The sequence below is a fragment of the Sphingomonas sp. genome (assembly GCF_036402235.1).
Lineage (GTDB): Bacteria > Pseudomonadota > Alphaproteobacteria > Sphingomonadales > Sphingomonadaceae > Sphingomonas.
On sequence record NZ_DASWTG010000044.1, the window covers coordinates 102,736 to 123,313 of the forward strand.

At 67.2% G+C, this 20,578-nt stretch carries 12 protein-coding genes; 6 read left to right on the top strand and 6 right to left on the bottom strand.

Annotated elements, in window-relative coordinates; translation table 11 throughout:
- Nucleotides 1-50: 50 nt before the first annotated feature.
- From VGD28_RS09180 to VGD28_RS09190, 3 genes are all read right to left on the bottom strand, one after another.
- On the bottom strand, nucleotides 51-2,792 hold the full coding sequence (locus VGD28_RS09180; protein WP_331028034.1) for a twin-arginine translocation signal domain-containing protein: 2,742 nt from the start codon (nucleotides 2,790-2,792) through the stop codon (nucleotides 51-53).
- Between the two features lie 36 nt (nucleotides 2,793-2,828).
- Nucleotides 2,829-4,760, bottom strand: a complete 1,932-nt coding sequence (locus tag VGD28_RS09185; protein WP_331028035.1) for a rhamnogalacturonan lyase — start codon at nucleotides 4,758-4,760, stop codon at nucleotides 2,829-2,831.
- Between the two features lie 122 nt (nucleotides 4,761-4,882).
- Complete coding sequence (locus tag VGD28_RS09190; RefSeq protein WP_331028036.1) at nucleotides 4,883-5,623, bottom strand: DUF6250 domain-containing protein; 741 nt, start codon at nucleotides 5,621-5,623, stop codon at nucleotides 4,883-4,885.
- Nucleotides 5,624-5,639: 16 nt separating this feature from the next.
- Between VGD28_RS09190 and VGD28_RS09195 the strand changes: the two genes are divergently transcribed.
- From VGD28_RS09195 to VGD28_RS09215, 5 genes are all read left to right on the top strand, one after another.
- Entirely contained in the window at nucleotides 5,640-7,094 is a 1,455-nt protein-coding gene (locus VGD28_RS09195; RefSeq protein WP_331028037.1) for a rhamnogalacturonidase, read from the top strand.
- Nucleotides 7,095-7,288: 194 nt separating this feature from the next.
- Nucleotides 7,289-10,936 (top strand): TonB-dependent receptor, encoded by a 3,648-nt coding sequence (locus VGD28_RS09200; RefSeq protein WP_331028038.1) that lies wholly within the window; start codon nucleotides 7,289-7,291, stop codon nucleotides 10,934-10,936.
- A 99-nt stretch (nucleotides 10,937-11,035) separates the two neighbouring features.
- Nucleotides 11,036-11,431: a DUF6491 family protein gene (locus VGD28_RS09205; RefSeq protein WP_331028039.1), complete on the top strand. Its 396-nt coding sequence runs from the start codon at nucleotides 11,036-11,038 to the stop codon at nucleotides 11,429-11,431.
- A complete protein-coding gene (locus tag VGD28_RS09210) occupies nucleotides 11,428-12,210 on the top strand; it encodes a hypothetical protein (RefSeq protein WP_331028040.1) in 783 nt (260 codons plus the stop codon). Before VGD28_RS09205 ends, VGD28_RS09210 begins: the two co-directional genes overlap by 4 nt.
- Nucleotides 12,207-13,151 (top strand): aldo/keto reductase, encoded by a 945-nt coding sequence (locus tag VGD28_RS09215; protein ID WP_331028041.1) that lies wholly within the window; start codon nucleotides 12,207-12,209, stop codon nucleotides 13,149-13,151. The genes VGD28_RS09210 and VGD28_RS09215 overlap by 4 nt, the downstream gene beginning before the upstream one ends.
- A gap of 9 nt (nucleotides 13,152-13,160) precedes the next feature.
- On the opposite strand, the gene VGD28_RS09220 is transcribed toward VGD28_RS09215, so the two are convergent.
- Together VGD28_RS09220 and VGD28_RS09225 are read right to left on the bottom strand one after the other, a co-directional pair.
- Complete coding sequence (locus VGD28_RS09220) at nucleotides 13,161-14,555, bottom strand: glycoside hydrolase family 28 protein (protein WP_331028042.1); 1,395 nt, start codon at nucleotides 14,553-14,555, stop codon at nucleotides 13,161-13,163.
- Nucleotides 14,552-17,479: a beta-galactosidase gene (locus tag VGD28_RS09225; protein ID WP_414714483.1), complete on the bottom strand. Its 2,928-nt coding sequence runs from the start codon at nucleotides 17,477-17,479 to the stop codon at nucleotides 14,552-14,554. The genes VGD28_RS09220 and VGD28_RS09225 overlap by 4 nt, the downstream gene beginning before the upstream one ends.
- 256 nt (nucleotides 17,480-17,735) lie before the next feature.
- Between VGD28_RS09225 and VGD28_RS09230 the strand changes: the two genes are divergently transcribed.
- Nucleotides 17,736-20,246: a glycosyl hydrolase 115 family protein gene (locus VGD28_RS09230; RefSeq protein WP_331028043.1), complete on the top strand. Its 2,511-nt coding sequence runs from the start codon at nucleotides 17,736-17,738 to the stop codon at nucleotides 20,244-20,246.
- 4 nt (nucleotides 20,247-20,250) lie between these two features.
- Here VGD28_RS09230 and VGD28_RS09235 read toward each other — a convergent pair.
- The coding region (locus VGD28_RS09235) for a dihydroxy-acid dehydratase (RefSeq protein ID WP_331028044.1) at nucleotides 20,251-20,578 on the bottom strand (328 nt) is incomplete at its 5' end.

Genomic DNA, 20,578 nt, shown 5'->3' on the forward strand with positions numbered 1-20,578 from the left:
GCAAAGCGCTGACGGAGGGGTATTGGCCACGCGCGATGCCGCCGCCGAAGCTACCCCTCCACCGCCTCGCCAACCAGCGCAAGATTCTGGATCGCGGCGAGGCCCCATTGCGCCGCGCCATTGGTGGACACGGGCGCCTCGTCCACCGGCTTCAGCACCGCCGGCCCGGTGACGCGCCTGGCGCGGGCGGCGACGTCCATGTCGAGCCCCGCATCGCCCGAGAAGAACTCCTCCCATGCCCGCTTCGCCAGCGCCGGGCTCGACCGGTGCTTGGCGGCAAAGGCGGTGAGGCGCGAATGGCCCTGGCGCAGGTTGCGCCCGCGCGGGTTCGCGCCGGTCTTCGCCGCGAACTCCGCGGCCGGCGCGTTATAGGCTTCGCAATAGTCCAGCCACGCCTTCTCGTAAGCAGGCACGTCGAACAGGTCGAACAGCTCCGAATTGATCTCGAGCGCGCCGAACACCGAATTGAGGTGGCTGATGCTGACCGTGTCTCCGGCGCCAGTGAACCGCCCGGTCGCCAGATCGAAATTGGCGCCGCCCGCGAACCAGCCCTTGGGCAGTGCGGCGATCGAGTTCATGCCGGCAAGGATGCGGTCGCGCCAGCGGACATTGCCGGTACGCTCCCATTCGGTGAGCCACGCGCCGACCAGCGAGCACCAGCTGGTGCCGAACGATAGGCCGACCTCGCCGGGCCTGAGCGCGCTTGCCGAAACCGTCGCGCCATTGCCTTGCTCCGCCTCGCGCCGCGCGCCGATCTTGCGCCCGATATCGACATGCACCAGCGCGCGGTCGCCCTCGAGCAGGTCGCGCATCAGATCCCCGACCCGCTCGTCGGCGGTGAGATAGTAATAGATGCGCCGGTAGATCGCGTTGGACACGCGCGGCTGCTTCGAGCTGTCGCTCCAATGCTGCACGCCATGCCGCGTGCCCAGGCCCTTGAAGCGGCCGAGATGATAGACATCGACTTCGCCCGTATGCCGCGTCATCGCCTCGGCCATGCGGAACAGCTGCGCATCGCCCGATCGCAGGAAGCTGTACCACAGCCACAGATCGGGCGAGAGCTCGCTATTGTCCCAGGCGAAGCCGCCGATGTCATAGCGCCAGACATGCCGGTCGGCGTCGTAGGTGTGCATGACGTCGCCATAGTGCCAGAAGCCGTACCAGCGGCGCTGCTCGACCTGCTCGCGATAGAAGCGCAGCAGGAAGTCGTTCTGCGCCTCGATCGCGCGCTTCGCCGGGGTCGAGCGGTCGGGCAGGCTCCAGTCGCCGAACACCCCCGCGGCATGGAGGTGCGCGGGCGCCGGCACCAGCCGCGGCGGCTTGGCGACCGTTCCCGCCATCGCCGCGAACGCCTCGCGCGACGGGGTTTCCGCCAATGCCCAGAGCATGAACTCGGTCGTGCGGGCGATGCCGTGCGGCGTGCCCCAGCCGTGCTCGTAATCCTCGTAAGTGACGTCGAGCCCTTCATTCTCCTTGGCGTGATCGGTCATGCCGAGCCCGTCATGGTAGAAGCGCAGGTCCATCGCCGGCGCGTCGGGCGAATGATACCACAGCGTGAAGCCGGCGGTGTCCGTGTGCGCCTCGCGGATATCAAGCCGCACCGGGCAGCGCTGCCAGAAATCATGCATGCCGAACGCCGCGCCGCCCGCAGGTCCGCCGACGAAACCGAGGCCATTGGCCCGCCCGCCGGCATCCGCCTCGATCCAGCCATGCCCGGCCTTGGTGCGCTTGGTGATCGCGAACCCGTCAGAATTGGGCTGCGACAGGGTGAAGTCCCCCCATTGCGGCACATATTGCAGGGCGTTGCGCACCGCGGGCGCCATCTGCTCGGCCGCCGGCACCTTGCGCCCCGCCACCTGCGCGTCGCGGAACGGCTTGCCGGGATCGCGGCGCAGGCCGGTGAGCGGTTGCACCGCCTCGCCCCACACGCCGTCGCCGCTGCCCGCAAAGCGGACATGGCGGTCATAGGGCAGGTCGCGCATCGGCACCCCGCCGGTCAGCCCCAGCCCGCGGATGAAGTCCCTGTGCTCGTCGCCGTCGAAGATGAAGCTGTGGACGACGCGCACGCCGTCCGATCCGGCATGGAAATAGAGCCGCAGCGAGAAGGGCAGCCAGTCGCGCCCGCCCCCGCCATGCACGCCCTCGACCCGCACCACCGCGCGCACCGGCCCGCGCTGCTCGATCGTCGCGCGCGTGATGCGGCCGCGATAGGCGCGCGTGGTGACCGTCTCCTCGCCATCGCCGTCCGGCTGGTCCTGCGCCGTGGCGACGAGGCCGATGTTGCGCAGCATCTCGGTGGTGCCGCGATGCGCGGAGAGGATGATGTTCTCACCACCCTTGGCGATCCGCCATTGCACCGGCCCGGTCGAGACCTCGATCCCATCCGCCTGTTCGGCGATACGGATGGCGTTGGCAGGTGCGGCCGCCCGGCCGGGGCCGATCCGCGCCGTCGCGCCGGGTGCTGCGCCCGCGGGAATCGCATGCGCGGTCCATTTGATCGACCCGTCAGGCCAGGTCGCGGTGGTCCAGCTCTGCACCGGAACCGGGCGCCCCTCGGCGTCGCGCATCGCGAAGGCGGCATTGGCGCGCTTGGTCCCGCGCGGCCAAGGCACGCCCCAGGTCAGCCCGTCATGCCGTGCGGGCGGCGCATCGTCGAGCCAGCGGATCGGCGCATCGACCAGCGCGGGGGCCGCCCTGCGCACCTTGGCCTGCGCCGGAAGCGCCGGCATCGCCAACGCCGCACCGCCCGCGAGCGCCGTCCGCGCCAGGAAATCGCGCCTGCTGACCGCCATCAAATCCTCCCACTCTCGAATTCCGTGTTTCGCGCGTCACCGCGCCGGCAGCGCCATCCCCGTGCCCAGGAAATAGGAGGTGTGCGGCGGCTGGTTGTACGCGGTGTTCTGCCACGCCACGCCGAGCCGATAGACCCGATCCTGCATCAGCGTCGGCAGCCGGTGTTCGGTCGGATGCGGCGTCACATAGATGCGCAGCGCGCGATTGTCGGCGGTGCGCCAGACCACTTCCTCGCGCCAGTCGCCCAATATGTCGGCGCTGAGCGCAGGGTTGGCCTTGGTGCCGTTATTTGAAAGCACGCCCGGCGGATCGAGCAGCGGCACGCTCACGCCTTTTTCATAGTCCCATTTGAAGATCCGGGTCCCGTCGAGCAGCTCGCGCGACAGGTCGCCATCCCACCAGATCGCGAAGTTCATCTGGCGCGGGCGCGGGCCGATCGGCTTGCCCTTCACATCGTAGAGCTGGTCCGAATTGCTGCCCCATGCCTCCATGCCGGGGTGGCGCGGATCGATATCCGCCGCGACGCCGCGACCGGTGTCCTTGTCGGCGGGCGTGGTCCACAGGATTTCGCCGGCGCGCGCATCGAGCATCGCACCGCCGATTCCGCCATTGCCTTTCACATTCTCGTGCACGCCCCATTTCTCGAGCCCCGGCCGCGCGGGATCGAGGTCGGAGACATGCATCGCATCGCCATGGCCGAGACCCGAGCTCCACAGCCCCTTGCCATTGTCGTCGATCGCCATCGCGCCATAGACGATCTCGTCGCGGCCATCGCCATCGACATCGGCGACGCTGAGCTGGTGGTTCCCCTGCCCGCCGAACTTCTCGTTGCCCGGCGCGGCGCTGTCGAACAGCCAGCGCTTGACGAGCTTGCCGCCGCGCCAGTCCCATGCCGCCACCGCGGTGCGGGCATAATAGCCCCGCGCCATGACGATGCTGGGATGCTTGCCGTCGAGATAGGCGACGCCCGCGAGATAGCGGTCCGAGCGGTTGGCATAGCCGTCGCCCCAGACCGCCTTGAGCTGGTCGCCGGTCGGGTTCCCCGTGTCGGGGTGACGCGGCGGATCATAGGGCGCGGTGGCCAGCGCCCGGCCCGTCCGCCCGTCGAACACGGTGAGGAATTCGGGACCCTTGAGGATGCGGCCCTTGAGCTGCGCGACGCGGCGGCCGTCGGGCAGCTCGGTCGATCCGGTGCGGTCGCCCGACGGCGCGTCGCCGCCATCCTCGACCCAGTTCGCCTTGGGATCGCCGATGACGCGCCCGGCGCCGTCGATCGTGCCGTCGGCGGTCTTCGCGACCAGCTCCGCACGCCCGTCGCCGTCGAAGTCGAACGCCATGAACTGGGTATAGTGCGCGCCTGACCGGATATTCGGCCCCATGTCGATCCGCCACAGCTTCTTGCCTTCGAGCGTGTAGGCGTCGAACAGCGTGTTGCCGGTATGGCCGGCAAAGGCATTGTCCTTGGCGATGCTGGGATACCATTTCACGACCAGCTCGTACCGGCCGTCGCCGTCAAGATCGCCGACGCTCACATCATTGGCTTCGTAGCTATAGGGCGTCCCGTCAGGCGCCGTGCGCGGTGCCGGCAGGTCGAGCGGGATCGTGAAATAGCCTTCCGCCGCGATCAGCGCCGGCCCGCTCTGCGGCTGGATGCGGCCGCCGTTCACCGCGCTCACCGTGTAGCGCGACTTGGGCGATCCGCCCTTGTCGAGGAAGTTGGTCGCGTCGATCGGCGAAGGCGTGACGGGCTTGCCGTCGCGGTAGAGAAGGAAGCGGGTTCCCGCCGGATCACCGGCGAGGCTGCGCCAGCTCACCAGCATGCCCCCGTCCTGCGCCGTCACCGCGACCAGCCCGCGGTCGAGCCGCTCCGCGGTCACGGTCTGCGCCACCGCGGCGCCGCTCGCAGAAAGAGCGAGCACCGTCAGTGCAACGCGCCACCCGGGATTCCGACAGCTCGCAAACAGCATCCGCTCTCCCTCCACAGCACCCAGCCCGTACGATCAGGCATGTCGAGCGCCGCCCTATCATTCCCATATATTGAATACAAATCCCAGTTTGTATCAAAGTTTGCCAGGATTTTTGAGGCTGGTCAGGGCCGCAGCACCCGGAAATCGCGCACGCGCAAATGGCTCTTGGTGGTACGCAGCCCGAAATGCCCGGCGGTATAGGGTTCGGCATCGTCGAGCTCGAACATCAGCTTACCGTCGCGCAGCAGCGCGATCCGGCCGCCGATCGCTTCCAGCCGGATATGATAGTCGCGGTTGGGCTCGATCAGGTCGGCGGGAGCCGACAGGTCGTGTTGCGGGAGCAGCGGCCGGTCGCCCGCGCGGCCGATATAGCGGCGGAAGCGCGAGCTGGTGTTCCGGTTGCCGCCGATCCCGGCATAATAGGTGCGCAGCGCGTCATAGTCGGCAAAGGCGCCGCTGCGCGGCCGCTCGCGGATGTCGCCGGACGGGATGCGCGAATCGCTCGCCATCCAGAAGCAGTTGATGTCGCTGACATGATCGTTCGGGCCGCCCTCCGCCACCGCGGTGACGGCATATTTGATGACGACCGGGCTTTCGAGCCGGTGGCGGAACCACAGGGTGACCCCCGCCGGGCTGTCGATGTCGAGCACGCCGTTTGCCGCCGCGAACCGGCCGGGCCGCTCGGCCTCGACGATCCACTGGCCCAGCCCGTGACGGAAATCGTCGCGATGGATCACCCGCTGGCCGCGGGCAGCCGGGACGCAGCCCGGAAGCAGAAGGGCGGCGCCCAGCCCGGCAAGAATTCGACGGCGGTCGCGAACGGTCGTTTTACAATCCCACATCTTGATCCAAGCATCTTTCATGTGGGAATGCGGGTCAATGCCGCGCGAAACCCCTTCCCTGTTCGACATCCGCAGCTTCGGCGCGCGCGGGGACGGCCGCACGCTCGATACCGATGCGGTCAACGCCGCGATCGACCAGGCCGCGCGCGTCGGCGGCACGGTCCTTATTCCCGCGGGACGTTTCCTCTGCTTCTCGATCCGCCTGGCGAGCGGCGTGACGCTGTTGTTGGCCGAGGGCGCGGTGATCGAGGCGGCGGACCCGGCCCGGCACGCGGGCGCCTATGACTTGCCCGAGGAAAGCCATGGCGAGCTGTTCCAGGACTTCGGCCACAGCCATTGGCGCAACAGCCTGATCTGGGGGATCGGCCTGCACGACATCGCGATCATCGGCCCGGGGCGGATCGAAGGCACCGGCCTCACCCGCGACGGCCCCGGCGCGCGCTGGCGGCGCGACACGGGCGAGCGGCCGCTGTCGATGGCCGGGATGAGCGAGGCGGAGATCCGCGCGCTCGAGCCCGATGCCGCGGCGATGAACGGACTCGGCAACAAGGCGATCGCGCTCAAGCAATGCAGCCGCGTCGCGTTAAGCGGCTTCACCGTGGCCAAGGGTGGCCATTTCGCGGTGCTCGCCACCGGGGTCGAGGATCTGCTGATCGACGGGCTGACGATCGACACCGATCGCGACGGCATCGACCTGGATTGCGTGCGCCGCGCCCGCGTGCGCGATTGCAGGGTCAACACTCCCAATGACGACGCGATCGTGCTCAAGAGCAGCCATGCGCTGGGGAAGGCGGTGGCGTGCGAGGATGTGACGATCGAGGATTGCACCGTCTCCGGCTACGACCTCGGCACGCTGCTCGACGGCACCCGCGGCCGCACCCAACAGCTCGCCCCGGACCGTGACCGGGTGACCGGGCGGATCAAGCTCGGCACCGAATCCAATGGCGGCTTCCGCAACATCGTGATCCGCGATTGCCGGTTCGAGCGGTCGCGCGGCCTGGCGATCGAGACCGTCGATGGCGGGGTGATCGAGAATGTCAGGGTCTCCGGCCTCGTCATGCGCGAAGTGACCACCGCCCCATTGTTCCTCCGCCTCGGCGATCGCCGGCGCGGACCGGCCGGAACCGGGATCGGCGCGATCCGCGGCATCGTGATCGAAGGCGTCGATGCCAAGGGGATCGACCATCGCTTCGCGGCGACCATCGCCGGCCTCCCCCGCGCGCCGATCGAGGACGTGACGCTGCGCGACGTCCAGCTCGGCTATCATGGTGGGGGGACATTGGCCGACGCCGCCCGCCGTCCGCCGATGCTGGCGGACGCATATCCGGAACCGAGCATGTTCGGCATCACGCCGGCATGGGGCTTATGGGTGCGCTGCACCACCGGCGTTCGGCTTCACCAGGTCAGCCACAAAACGGACAAGCCCGATGCCCGGCCCGAGATCCTCGCGGAAAATGCCGTCATCGAGCGCGATCCGCCGCCAGAGGGCTAGGCAAAACCCGCGATCTTTCATGCCCTTGCGGGGATTAGTAGGATTAATTTTAACAACAGCCTTGACCTAAAACCCTATATTGCGGAAATCAGTCTCACTTTATGGGAGTCTTCGCGATTCGAGGGCACCCGGGCCGGCCAGTAAAAATATAATATGGTCCGGAACTGCATATGCTGAGGAAAAAGGGGGTGAGGATGCGTGAAGGGGTGAATCTGCGTCGTCGCATGGGCGCAACAACGTCATGGTCGGTTCTCGGGCTGCTGCTTGTGTGCGGAACACAGGCGCTGGCGCAGACGAGCGCCGAGCCGGGGCAAAGCGGCGATGCGGTGGAGGACCCGGCCGGCGTGCAGGACGTGCTCGTCGTCGGCTCGCGCGCCAGCCAGCAGTCGGCGAATGCGCGCAAGAAGGGCGCGAAGACCGCGACCGACTCGATCGTCGCCGACGATATCGGCTCCTTCCCCGACCGCAACGTCGCCGAAGCGATCTCGCGCATTCCGGGCGTAGCGCTCGGCCGCAACGAGTTCGGCGAGGGCGCGGACGTCGCGATCCGCGGCAATGGCCCCGATCTCACCCGCGTGGAGCTCGACGGCGTCGGCATGACGAGCACCACCGGCCTTGCGCTTCCCAATGGCAACGACAGCGCCCGGAGCGCCGATCTGCGCGAGCTGCCAGCCGATCTGGTCAAGAGCATCGACGTGGTCAAGGGCTCGACCGCCGACATGACCGAAGGCTCGCTGGGCGGCACGGTCCAGATCAAGACCCGCACTGGCCTCGATTTCGCCAAGCCCTATTTCACACTGCGCGCCGGCGCCAACCAGAATTCGCTCGGCAAGGACTGGATGCCGGACTTCAACGGCGTCGCCTCGCGCAAATTCTTCGGCGGCCGGCTCGGTGCGATCGTCAGCGGCAGCTACACCAAGCTCCAGAACAACGGTCACAGCTACGAGCAGACGACCAGCAACAGCCTGAACTACGACCGCCGGTTCGACTTCGATAACTCGCCGGAGAAGACGTTCGAATATAATATCAACACGCTCGGCACCGATATGGCCGACATCGTGTTCGCGAACAGCACCGAGACCCCGCGCAGCGTGCTCACCAAGTCGATCGCGGCAAAGACCAAGGCGGATTGTTACGCTGCCTTCCCGCAGCCCGGCCAGGCGGGCAGCAACGCCGCCAAGCTGCAGAAGCTCAACGAGCTGCAGTCCTGCCTCAATCAGTGGAACGACTATACGCCCTCGCTGATCCGTCACTTCATGAACGAGCAGACCGACGAGCGCTACGCATTCGACGCGCGGCTCGATTTCGAGGTGGCCGACAACTTCACCGTGTTCGTGAAGGGCACGTACAGCGGCCGCAACATGCACGACCAGAACCGCAGCCGCACGCCGGTCTCGCTGCTCGCCGCGAACGTCGCCGGCACCTATCAGGATACGACCACCGGCTATCCGCGTACGCGTTCGCTTTCTCCTACCTCACCGGCGGGCTACTACCTCTATGATCAGGCCAGCCTGGTCCGCATCGGGAATTCGGATTTCCTGACGAACGGCGCGACGCTGAACGTCGATCCGAGCAGCGTCGTGGTCGACGACAATCACAACGTCACGGAAATGACGCTGACCAACAACTCGGTCGGCATCGACCAGATCGAGAACCGGATCCGGTCGCGCACCAAGTTCGCGCAGGCCGGCTTCGACTACAATGGCGACCGCCTCGACATCGAGGGGTTCGTCGGCATGACCGAAGCCGAATCGAGCCGCGGCGACATGCGCACCGCGCGAAATTCCTTTTATGGCGACGCGACGCTCGTCCTGCAGGACAACGGCCTGTGGGACATCCAGCTACCGTCCAATTACAGCGACACCGATCCGAACAGCTTCGTCCAGCTCAACCCGGTGCCGTGCATCTCCGGCACCAACCCGGCGACCTGTATCGCGCAGCGGGCCGTCACCGCCACCGTCAACAACCCGGCGAGCCCGGACTATACGTCCAACCAGCTCCCGCTCGTCACCCCGGGTTTCAGCGTCTCCTATTCGCCTTCGCTCGCCGAGACGTCCGAACGCCTCGCCAAGCTCGACGTCACCTACAAGACCGAAGGGCTGATCCCGTTCATCACCCGGGTCAAGGCCGGCGGCCAGTATCGCAAGAACGTGATCGATGCGTGGCGCGGCGGCGGCTACACGGTCAAGGACGCGATCGGCAACTATTTGCTCCCGAATGGTGCTCTCAACCCCGACTATCAGCCGCCGATCGTCGTGCCGACCGCCAACGTGCGCGGCACGCTGCGCGCCTGCCAGCCGACCGCGACCTCGACCGTGTCGTGCAACTACGGCTTCGTACCGAGCACCAATCTCAGCAACATCCGCTCCGGCGTCGACACGCTGACCGCCGAGCAGCTGCGCGCGCTCTTCGCCGGCACGTTCGAGGCGCCGACCTCGGCATATTTCGGGGATCTGCCCAATCGCGGCAGCCTGCCCCCGGCGTGGAGCGGCATCCGCACCGATGAGCTGTTCGCCCAGCTCGGCGCGTCGCAGTTCATGAATTTCGACTGCCTCAAGACCTGCATGGGCAGCGACGGCAAGATGTACGATCAGCCGAAGACGCACACCGAAGAGACGGTGAAGGCGATCTACGCCATGGCGGAGTTCGAGCAGCGGCTGCCTTTCGGCCTGCTGTTCAACGGCAATGTCGGCATCCGCGGTGTGTTCACCAACATCAAGGGTCAGGGCGTCCAGGTTCTCCGTTCGATCACCGTTCCCGATCCGAGCAACCCGGCCGTGGTGAACACGCAGACCTTCCGCCAGAACGTCACGCTGAACGCATCGACGACGGACTGGCTGCCCACGGTGAACCTCAACCTCTGGGGGTTCAACGAGTCGGTCGTGCTGCGCCTCTATGGCGGCAAGACCGTCGCCCGGCCCAATATCGGCCGCCTGATGCCCGCGGGCGAGTGCAATATCGACGAACGCATCATCCTTGACGGGGACGGCGAGGATATCTTCGGCTGCACCGGCCGCGTCGGCTATCCGGGCCTCAAGCCGTTCACGGCATGGAACTACAATGCCAGCCTCGAATGGTATCCGAACAAGGATACGCTGCTTTCCGTCACCTACGGCAAGCTCGACGTGCAGATCGGCAACCCGATCGCGGTGACCAAGCAGTACCGGCCGTTCGAGGGCAGCGATGTGGTCGATCCGGTGACCGGCCAGCCGCTGAGCGATCTCACCTTCAACGTTCCGACCTGGGAGAACGGCCCGGGCTATCAGCGCAGCATCTGGGAATTCCAGGCCAAGTCCGCCTTCACCTTCCTGCCCTGGCTGCTCCGCTATACGGGCGCGGACGTGAACTATTCGCGGCTCGCCTCCGCGGCGACCACGGGTCAGCAGGATCCGCTGACCGGCGACATCATGCCGCCCGCGGGCGAATCCAGGGATTATTGGAACGCGTCGCTCTGGTATGACGACGGCAAGCTCAACATCCGTGTCGCCTATCAGAAGCGCAGCGAGCGGTTCACCTGCATCTCGCCGTGCAGCGCCAACGGCAACGGATCCAACAGCAACAACTATCCAGGCGAGCAGTGGACCAGCATCCGGCTGCCCTACAGCCCCGGCGTGCCGCGCTATCTCGACGGCACGACCTTCATCGACGCCAAGATCTCGTACAACATCAACCGCAACTTCCAGGTCTACCTGGAGGGCCGCAACATGACCCGCGAGTCGCAGATCACCTCGACCGGCGGGTATGAGGACTTCGCCGACGGTGCGCCGAAGATCATGCGCATGTCCTATGGCGGCCGCCGCATCATGGGCGGCGTCCGCATCCAGTTCGGCGGGAAGAAATGACCGGGCAAACGCTCCCTCGACGGGAGCGCTTGCGCCGCTAATCTGTGCAGCCCGGAGCCGAACGCTCCGGGCTGTATCCATTGGCCGGGAGGAACCGCGATGCGCCGGATCTGCCTGCTCGTTCCAGCGTTGCTTGGCCCGGCTGCCTGCGCACCGGCGCAGGTCGATCCTGCCGCGGCGCAATCCGGCCGCGAATGCTTCTGGGGCTCGCAGGTCAGCGGTTTCGCCGACGCCGGGCCCGATCGCGCGATCCTCAATATCGGCCAGAGGGAAAGCTGGGAACTCACGCTCGCGCCCGGCTGCCCCGATATGGACTGGGCGCTGAACATCGGCATTCGCGCGCGGGGCGGCGACCGCATCTGCCCCGGCCGGCCGGCAGATCTGTTCGTCCCCAATGCCAGCGGCAACGGCCTGCGGCGCTGCCTGGTGCAGAATGTCCGCAAGCTCTCTCCCGAGGAGGCGGCGGCCGTTCGCGGGCGAACGCCGGTCAGGTGAGCGCGAGCCACGACAGGCCGATCCCGCGGTCCCGGCTGGGCGCGGCACCGGAAACCGTCCGCTGCCTGCTCGACGATTCCCCGCTCGGCGCGATCGAGCTTCCCCGCCCGCCGCTCGACGCCCTGCCCTATCGCGACTTCATCGCGGCACTGCTCGGCCGGCCCGGGTTCAAGCTCGACTTCAACCGGCTCTCCCCGCTCGAAGCGCTTGCGCTGGTCTCCGACAAGCTGCTCGGCCCGAATGCGTTCGAGGCGGAGCGCGCGGCGCTGGCAGACGACATCGGCGCGCTGGCGGATCTTGCAGGCGAGCTGGCCGGCGGCCGGCCCGCAATCGCGATCCGCACCTATTTCGCGCCGGGCGACCTTGTCTGGCATGTCGATCGCGTCAACGAGCGGACCGCCTTCCGCCTGCTGTGGCCGATCGGCCGGCCTGCCGGGATGCGGCTGACCCCGGCCGGCAATATCGATGCCGCGCTCCACCGCGCCTATATGCGCCGCGAGCATCCCCTGCTCTGCCGGCTCGACACGCGCGTGATGCGCACCGGCGCCGCGGTCGAGGCGCTCTGGGCGCATCGCCCCGCTCAACTCGCGGCGATGGTCTCGGGCGCCTTTCCGTTCCTGCGCGATCCCGGGCAGGAATGGGAAGTGACGCCCGGCGCCGCGAGCATCCATCGCGTGGAGACCCCCGTGCAGCCTGGCAGCTGGCATCGATCGAGCTGGAGCAATCGCGCGGTTCCCGGTTTCCAGATCGTCATCACAGCGGCCGCCGGCTCCCGATGATGCTGCGCCAACGCCTGGGACGGAACGGGCCGGAGGTCTCCGCCTGCACGATCGGCACCGCCCCGCTCGCCGCGGGCGGCGCCGATCGCCGCGAGGCTTCAGCCATGCTCGCGCTCGCGCTGGAACGCGGAGTCAATGCAGTCGAGCTCGATGCCGCCCACGGCCGCATCGCCGATCTTGTCGGCGATGTCGTCGCCCGCGCGGGCGCGCGGCAGCGGATCGAGGTGCTCGCCCGCGTCACGCCACAGGTTCGCTTCGACCTGCCTTCCCCGCACATCCCCGCGCAACAGGCCTATCCCGGCCGCCGTATCCGCGCAGAGACCGAGGCGCTGCTGCGCACGCTCGGCGTCGAGCGGCTCGGCCTCCAGCAGATCCACGCCTGGTGCCCGGAATGGCTGCGCGAAGGCGACTGGCTCGAAACGCTCGAGCGGCTGCGCGAAGAAGGAAAGATCGCAGGCTTCGGCATCTCGCTCTGGGATCACGATGCCGAGGCGGCGCTGGAGGCGGTCGCCAGCGGAGCGATCGGATCGGTGCAGCTCATGTATAATCCGTTCGATCCCGAGGCTGCCGCGGCGCTGCTCCCGCTATGCCTGCGCACCGGGACCGGGGTGATCGCACGTGCACCGCTCTATTTCGGCGCGCTGGCCTGGGAGCAAGCCCGCCGCTTCCCGCCGGATGATTGGCGGGCCGCCTATTTCTTCGATGCGCACCGGCAGGAAACGTTCGCGCGCGTGCAGCGGCTGGCGCGCGATCTGGATCCGTCGGCAGGATCGCCCGTCGCCGTGGCGCTGCGCTTCTGCCAGTCCCAACCGGCCGTCACCACCGTGGCGGTGGGCATGCGGACGCGCGCACAGCTCGAGGCGAACCTCGCCGCGATCGCGCGCGGCCCGCTCGCTCCCGAAGAACTCGGCGCACTCGCGGCACACGGCTGGCTTTGCTGAACCGGAAGATCAGGCGAGCGAGAAATTCTCGACATTGGCGGTGATCACGGGCCGGTCGAGCAGCTTCCCGGCCCGTACGCCGCGCAACGAGACCCTGCGCACCGGAGCCTCGGCTTCCGCCGTGATGTTGCACAGCGACCTTGCCTCGCCAACCCGCACGTTGCGGACGTCGAGATTCTCGATCCGCGTCAACCGCCGCTCATAGGTCGGCACCAGGTGCCGCCACTGGTAAAGCACGTCGGTCTCCACGCGCAGTACGGCACCCGCGATCCGCGTGGCGGTGATGTTCGACATGAAGATGTTGCGCACGAAGCCGCCGCGGCGCTCGTTGGTCTTGACGAACAGCAGGTTCATCAGCGCCGTTTTCGCCGCCACCTCGCCGCGCTCGAGATGGCAGTCGTCGATGAAGACATTCTCGATGCCGGCCGAAAGCTCACTGCCGATGGCAGCGAGCTGATGGCCGTTCCGGATGCGGCAGCGGCGCATGACGATATTGCGGCACGGCGCACCGATCCGCCATGCGTCCTGGTCGCGGCCCGACTTGATTGCGATGGCGTCGTCCCCCTGGTCGAACACGCAATCCTCGATCAGCACATTCTGGCTCATCTCGGGGTCGACGCCGTCATTATTGTGCCCGTGCGCGCGGACCTTGATCCGGCGGATCACGACGTCACGGCACAGAAAGGGATGCAGCACCCAGAAGGGGCTGTCCTCGATGTGTACATCCTCCACGAGCACGTGGCGGCAGCGATTGAACTGAATGAAGTGCGGACGAAGATCGGCTCCGACATATGCCATTTGCCGCTGGGCAACCGGCACCCTCTCTACCGCCACGGCATTCAGCGCGATCAAAGCATCAAGATGCGCCTTGGGACGCGCGTACCAGGCCTTCCAAATGTCGAGCTGCGCCTTCAGCCGTCCCCCGCCGGTGATCGCGACATTCTCACACTGATGGGCATAGATGAGCGGCGAATAATTGTGGCACTCGATCCCTTCCCACGAGGTCGGCACCGCCGGGAGATAGTCCGAAGGCCGCGCCGAAAAGAGCAGCGTAGCGCCCTTTGCGACGTGCAGGTTGACGTTGCTCTTGAGGTGGATCTTGCCCGTCGGCCACGTCCCGGGCGGGATGATCACGATGCCCGATCCCGCGGCGTGCGCGGCGTCGATCGCTTGCGCAATGGCAGCGCCGGTTCGCGCCTGATCATTCTGGACGGCGCCGAAATCGGTAATCGGAAACGGCCGGCTGCGGGCGAAGTCCGGCACCTCGATCGAGGGCATATCGAACGGCGCCGCGACACGCACCTGGCGGCGCGCATGCGGTGTACGCGCCCGGACGGAACCCGCGAGCAACGGCATCGCCAGCCCTGCGCCGAGGACGCCGCGGCGGTCGAACATGCCCGTCATTTGAGCTCTGCAGGCGTCGCGGGTGCGCTTACCATCCGTACCGGCAGCCCGCCCTTCACATTGCGCATCGTCACCAGCCTGACCGGCTCGAGCGCATTGCCGGGCTGCCCGTCTGTCGTCACCGCCAGCGCGACGCTGTTCGTGCCGCGATGGTTCAGGATGCCCTCGGGGATCGGGAAGATGCGCTGCGGGCCGACATGTGCGATGAACTGGCCCATGTGCCAGCCATTGACGAAGATCAGCACGCGATAGCGCCCCGCCGAGCGCGGCTTGCCGGTGTCGCCAAAGGCGAGACCGATCGTCGCATCCTGGCCCTTCGGCACTGCAAGGTCGAAGCGTGTGCGATACCAGCTGGTGCCCGGTTCAAGCTGCGCCGGCGAGGTCGAGACGCGTTGCCAGCCGCTATCGTCGAAGCCGGGCAGATGCCAGCCCTCACGCTCGCCGTGCAGCCCGCCATTGTTGGGTACGCCGCGCACGGGATCGGCCAGATCCTCGCCGTCCTTTCGCCCCTGGATCTTCCACGCGATCGGCACCGCGAAGCTGCGTCCGGCCACCGGCCCCAGCGAAGAATGGATCAGCCCGCGCGCCTCCTTGTGAAAGTCGTCTGCGTCGAGATCCCAATTGTGCCCGTTGTTGCGCACCATCACGCTCAGCACATGCTCGCCCGGCGTGCGCGCTGCGGCCGGCAGCGGGAACTCGGCCGAACCCAATGTGATCGGCCGGGGCTGGCCGCCGGCGATCTCGTGCTGGCCGACGAACTTGCCGTCGAGCCAGAGCTGGACCATCCCGACTGCTCCGCCGCCATAGAAGAGCGACAGTTTCTCTGCCTCCGCACCGCCCTGGAAGCGGCCACGATACCAGACGTCGCCCTCGTGGAAGCCATAGGGGTCCATCACCAGCGTCGGCTGGCCATCGGCCCAGGCGGTGGTGGTGCCCGCGCGGCGCCGGTCGATCGCCTGCCACCCGCTGTCGTCGAAGCCAGGCAGCGCTTCGGGCGATCCCGCCGCGACGCGCCAGTCGGTGAGCTCTGGCAAGGCGAAGTCCACCGGCCCGGCGAGCGGCGCTACCGAAGCGACGCTGCCGCGAACGGTCGCAGCGGTGCGCACCACCGCACCGTTCCACCGCATGGAGCGGATCGCGCGCGGCGCCCACAGCTCGAGCGCCGTCTCGCCCGAGGTATCGCCGGTCAGTGCCAGCACGCCGCCCTTGGCCGTGGCAGTGCGGATCAATGCCGGGCCGCGCGCCAGAATTTTCCCCGCCACGGTGTCATGCGTCCAATAGGCGCCAGCCTCGTCCTCGTCGGCGAGCAACAGGGTGAGGGGCGGCCGGGCTGCCCCGGTGATCCGCACTACCGCGCGGCCGCGATGCGTGTAGTTGAGGCGCAGATCGCCCTTCGTCGCATCGAACGCGTGCTCGACGCTTCCCTCGATCACCTCGACCTTGGGCGCGCTCGCATAGCGCAGCACCGTCTCGCCCGGTTCGCCCGCACGGCCGTACATCAGCAGCAGGTCGGCGCCATCGAGCTTGACCGCGCTCTGCAGCTCGGAGGTCGAATAGACCAGCCGCTGTCCCCCGACATTCACCCCGGCGACGAGCCACTTCGCGTCGAACCCGTTGAGCTGCATCGCCTCGCCCTGCGGGAAGGTGTAGCGCCCGTCGGGCAGATCGGCCGTGATCGCGAAGCGATCGCTCCCCTGCCCGTTCGACGGCTTGTGGGTGACGAGCAGGAAGCGCGCGTCGGTCTCGGTGGATTTGTTGTGATAGACTTGCACCTTGTCCGACGAGATCTGCGGCGTGCCCGCCGGGATCATCCCCGCCAGATCGGGCACCGTCGCGATCAGCCCGCCAAGCTGCTTCATCTCGACCAGCTTCGGCCGCACCTCGCGCGGCTCGGAAATCGCCGAGCCATAGTCGTAGCTGGTGAACACCACGGGTGCGGGCAGCCAGCCCCAGCTAGTGCCGCCATAGCCCATGTAGAAGCTCTGGATGTTGATGCCGTTGGCGAGGTTGGTGCCATAGAACACGCGCTGGAACCGCTTGCCGCGCTGGATCGCGTTGCATTCATATCCGCCGTTCGACCCCCAATAGTCGAACCAGCCGCCGCCGAACTCGGCGAGGAAGCCCGGCGTGTTGGGCGAGGCCGAAGCACCGCCCTTCGCCCCACCGGCGCCGTAATAGCCCCAGTCGGGCGCCGCGCTGCCACGCGTGGGTTTGCCCCCGGCGGTGCAGGTGCCGCCGGGATAGCCGTCGAACGCATAGAGATCGACCGGGCCGGGCACGACATGCTCGACCTTTGAATCCTCCGGCGTCCAATAACCGTTGCGGCCCTGGTCATTGTGGAAGATCGGCACGTTGATGCCGTCGGCACGCGCCTTCTTGTAGAGATGGTCCATGTAGCGGCGCTGCGCCGGCGTGGTTACCGCCAGCTCGTTCTCGATCTGGTGGAGGATGACGGTGCCGCGATTGCCCTTGCCGTCGCCGTTGATCTGGTGGCGCGCGATGATCGCATGGACTTGAGTCAGCCACTCGTCCGCGGCTTCGAGATATTCGGGCGCATCGGTGCGCGCCTTGACACGCTGGTTGACCAGCCAGCCCGGAAAGCCGCCGCGCGTCAGCTCGGCATTCACATAGGGGCCGGCGCGGGTGATGACGTAGAGTCCCTCCTCCTCCGCCATGGTCAGCAGCCGATCGATGTCGCGGATGCCGGAGAAGTCGTAGACGCCCTGTTTGGGACTGTGGAGACCCCAGTCGAAATAGAGAGCGACGGTGTTGAAGCCATTGGCCTTCATCTTCTGCAGGATGTCGCGCCACAGGTCCGGGCTGGGCAGCCGAAAATGATGCATCTCGCTCGACCAGATGATCGTGCGCTTGCCGTCGATCATCAGCGAGCGTGCGTCGAACGACACCCGCCCGAAGGTCTTCACGGGGGCGGCGAGATTTTGCGTCTCACGCGCCTGCTGCGCATGGACGGCGGGAGGTGTCAGGCTGGCGGCGGCAATCGCCGTAAAGATTGAAAAAGCCCGAGCCCCCACAGCAATCCTCCCAATTTATATGACAATATTCTTGGCCAGCTCACCGGATAGGGTCAAGACAAATCCTACATAATGACATGATGACCCACCTTTTTGGATGGACGCTGGCGCGATCCCGCCGATAGATTGCGCCGCGAGGGGTGCCTGCATGCCGATACCGACGAACTTCCTGAAGCTTCTTCTGCCGCTCGCCGCGATCCTGGGCGCCATCCCAGCGCGGGCCGATGAGGCCGTGTTGTTCGATGGATCGCAGCTGGCGGAGATCGTCCATGCCGAGAGCCGCACCGCGGTGCTGGCGAGCGAGCTCCTTGCCCGCGACCTCGGCGAGCTGACCGGCCGGTCCGCCGGCGTCTCGAGCGACCTCGCCACATGCCGGCGGCTGTGCATCGTCATCGGCACGCATGATTCCGCGCTGGTCCGCGCCGTCGCGACGGATGCCGGCGTGGACCTTTCCGGCCTTGCCGGCCACTGGGAGCGCTACGAACGCCTGCTGGTGCAATCGAGACGTCATCCCGGCACCCGCTACCTGCTGATCGCAGGCTCCGATCAGCGCGGCGCGGTCTGGGGCGTGATCGATCTCACGCGGGAGCTCGGCGTATCGGCCTGGGAATGGTGGGCCGACGTCACCCCGCGGCGTGTCGACCGGCTCGCGGTCGACGGCACCCGCCGCCGGTCGGTCGCGCCATCGGTGCAGTATCGCGGCATCTTCCTCAACGACGAGGATTGGGGGCTTCAGCCTTGGGCCGCCAAGACCCATGAGCCCGAGACCGGCGATATCGGCCCCAGGACCTATGCCCGCATCTTCGAGCTGATGTGGCGATTGAAGGCCAACCTCATCTGGCCGGCGATGCACGATTCCACCAAGCCATTCTACCAGATCCCCGGCAATGCGGAAGTGGCGCGCGACTATGGCATCGTCGTCGGCACGTCCCATGCCGAACCGATGATGCGCAACAATGTGCGCGAATGGGACGAGAAGACGCGGGGGCCCTTCAACTTCTTCACCAACCGCACTGCGATGATCGACTATTGGCGCGAGCGCACCGAGCAGGTGAAGGGTTTCGAGAACGTCTACACGATCGGCCTGCGCGGCAAGCACGACTCCGCGATGGAAGGCGCCGACACGCCCGAACAGGCGCGCGATGCGATGACGCAGGTAATGGCGGTCCAGCGCGACCTGCTGGCCAAGGCGCAAGGCAAGCCTGCCGATCAGGTGCCGCAGGTTCTCACCCTCTACAAGGAGGTGCTCGACGTTTATGCCGCTGGCCTCGATGTGCCGGAGGATGTGACGCTGGTCTGGCCGGAGGACAATTACGGCTATATCCACCAGCTTCCGACGCCCGCCGAACGCGCACGCCGCGGCGGCTCGGGCATTTACTACCACATCTCCTATTGGGGCCGTCCGCACGATTATCTCTGGCTCGGCACCACCCACCCCGCGCTGATCCGCGAACAGCTCGACCGCGCCTGGCGGATGGACGCGCGCAAACTCTGGGTGGTCAATGTCGGCGACATCAAGCCGGGCGAGTATCTGACGCAATATTTCCTCGACCTCGCCTTCGATCATCGCGCGATCGCTCGGCCCGCGCGCGATCACCTGACCGGCTGGGCCGCGCGCCAGTTCGGCGCGGCGCAGGCGGCGGAGATCGCCGCGGTGATGACCGAATATTACGACCTCGCCTTCGAGCGGCGGCCCGAATTCATGGGCTTCGGTCAGACCGAGCCGACGCGGCCCAACAAGATCGGCGATTACATCCGCACCGGCGACGGCGAGGCACTCGCGCGCATCGATCGCTACCGTGCGATCACCGCGCGGGCCGAGGCGATCGGCAAACGCCTTCCCGCCGACCGCCACGACGCTTTCTTCCAGCTCATGCTCTATCCGGTGCGCGCCGCCGCGAGCCTCAACGAGCGCAACCTGCGCCTCGATCTCGCGGCGCTCTACGCCCGCCAGGGCCGCGCCGGCGTCAACGCCCTTGCCGAGCAGGCCAGGGCGGCGCACGCCCGGATCGTCGCGGACACCGCGACCTACAACAACCAGAACGGCGGCAAATGGCGCGGGATGATGGACATGGCACCGCGGCGGTTGCCGGTATTCGACGAACCGCTCTATCCGCAGGTGGCGGCATCGCAGGGTGCCGGACGTGGGGCTCGCGAGCCTCGGGATGCCCCGACCGCGATCGACCGCATCGTCTCGCTCGCCGCGACCAGCGCGGCAGCTCCGGACTGGGAAGTCGTGCCCGGCCTCGGCTCGCGCGGCGGCGCCCTTCGCGCAAAGCTCGACCTGCCATCACGCACCGATGCGACAGAGGTTACGCCGCTCGACTATCGCTTTGATGTTCCCGCCAGCGGCGACGCGGAGCTGCGCATCGTCGCGATCCCGGTCCATCCGCTCACATCGGCGAATGGTCTGCGCATCGCCGTCCAGCTCGACGACGGTCCGCTCCAGACGCTCGATTTCCGCACCTTCGGCCGCAGCGAGGAATGGAAGCAGAACGTCCTCACCAATACCGCGGTCCGTTCGATCCAGCTGCGTCAGTTCGCTCAGGGCGCACACCGCCTGCGCATCCACGCGCTCGACCCCGGCTTCATTCTCGACCGGATCGACGTGCGGCTCGACGGCGCACCCGATTATTACGGAGCGCCGCCGATCAAATAGCCCCTCAATGGTTGTCGCGTGGCAGGCCGTGTGTTTGTGCGATGCGCTGGAACTTGTCGGAGCCTTCGAGGATGGCGCCGGTGTCCATCTGTCCGACGAGGTTGCGCTGGATCTGTTGCCAGGGGGTTTGCGAGGACGGGTAGCGGTAGCCGCCCTGCGCTTCGAGCGCGGCGCGGCGCTGGGCGAGCTCGGCCTCGGGGATCAGCACATCGGCGGTGCCGCGGCCAAGGTCGATGCGCACGCGGTCGCCGGTGCGGATCAGCGCGAGCCCGCCCATCGCCGCCGCCTCGGGACTGGCGTTGAGGATCGAGGGGGATCCGCTGGTGCCCGAC

What these genes read in the sequence shown, in the direction of transcription:
- VGD28_RS09180 (WP_331028034.1), bottom strand. Translation starts at nt 2,792, where the DNA reads ATGGCGGTCAGCAGGCGCGATTTCCTGGCGCGGACGGCGCTCGCGGGC.
- VGD28_RS09185 (WP_331028035.1), bottom strand. Translation starts at nt 4,760, where the DNA reads ATGCTGTTTGCGAGCTGTCGGAATCCCGGGTGGCGCGTTGCACTGACG.
- VGD28_RS09190 (WP_331028036.1), bottom strand. Translation starts at nt 5,623, where the DNA reads ATGAAAGATGCTTGGATCAAGATGTGGGATTGTAAAACGACCGTTCGC.
- VGD28_RS09195 (WP_331028037.1), top strand. Translation starts at nt 5,640, where the DNA reads ATGCCGCGCGAAACCCCTTCCCTGTTCGACATCCGCAGCTTCGGCGCG.
- VGD28_RS09200 (WP_331028038.1), top strand. Translation starts at nt 7,289, where the DNA reads ATGCGTGAAGGGGTGAATCTGCGTCGTCGCATGGGCGCAACAACGTCA.
- VGD28_RS09205 (WP_331028039.1), top strand. Translation starts at nt 11,036, where the DNA reads ATGCGCCGGATCTGCCTGCTCGTTCCAGCGTTGCTTGGCCCGGCTGCC.
- VGD28_RS09215 (WP_331028041.1), top strand. Translation starts at nt 12,207, where the DNA reads ATGATGCTGCGCCAACGCCTGGGACGGAACGGGCCGGAGGTCTCCGCC.
- VGD28_RS09220 (WP_331028042.1), bottom strand. Translation starts at nt 14,555, where the DNA reads ATGACGGGCATGTTCGACCGCCGCGGCGTCCTCGGCGCAGGGCTGGCG.
- VGD28_RS09230 (WP_331028043.1), top strand. Translation starts at nt 17,736, where the DNA reads ATGCCGATACCGACGAACTTCCTGAAGCTTCTTCTGCCGCTCGCCGCG.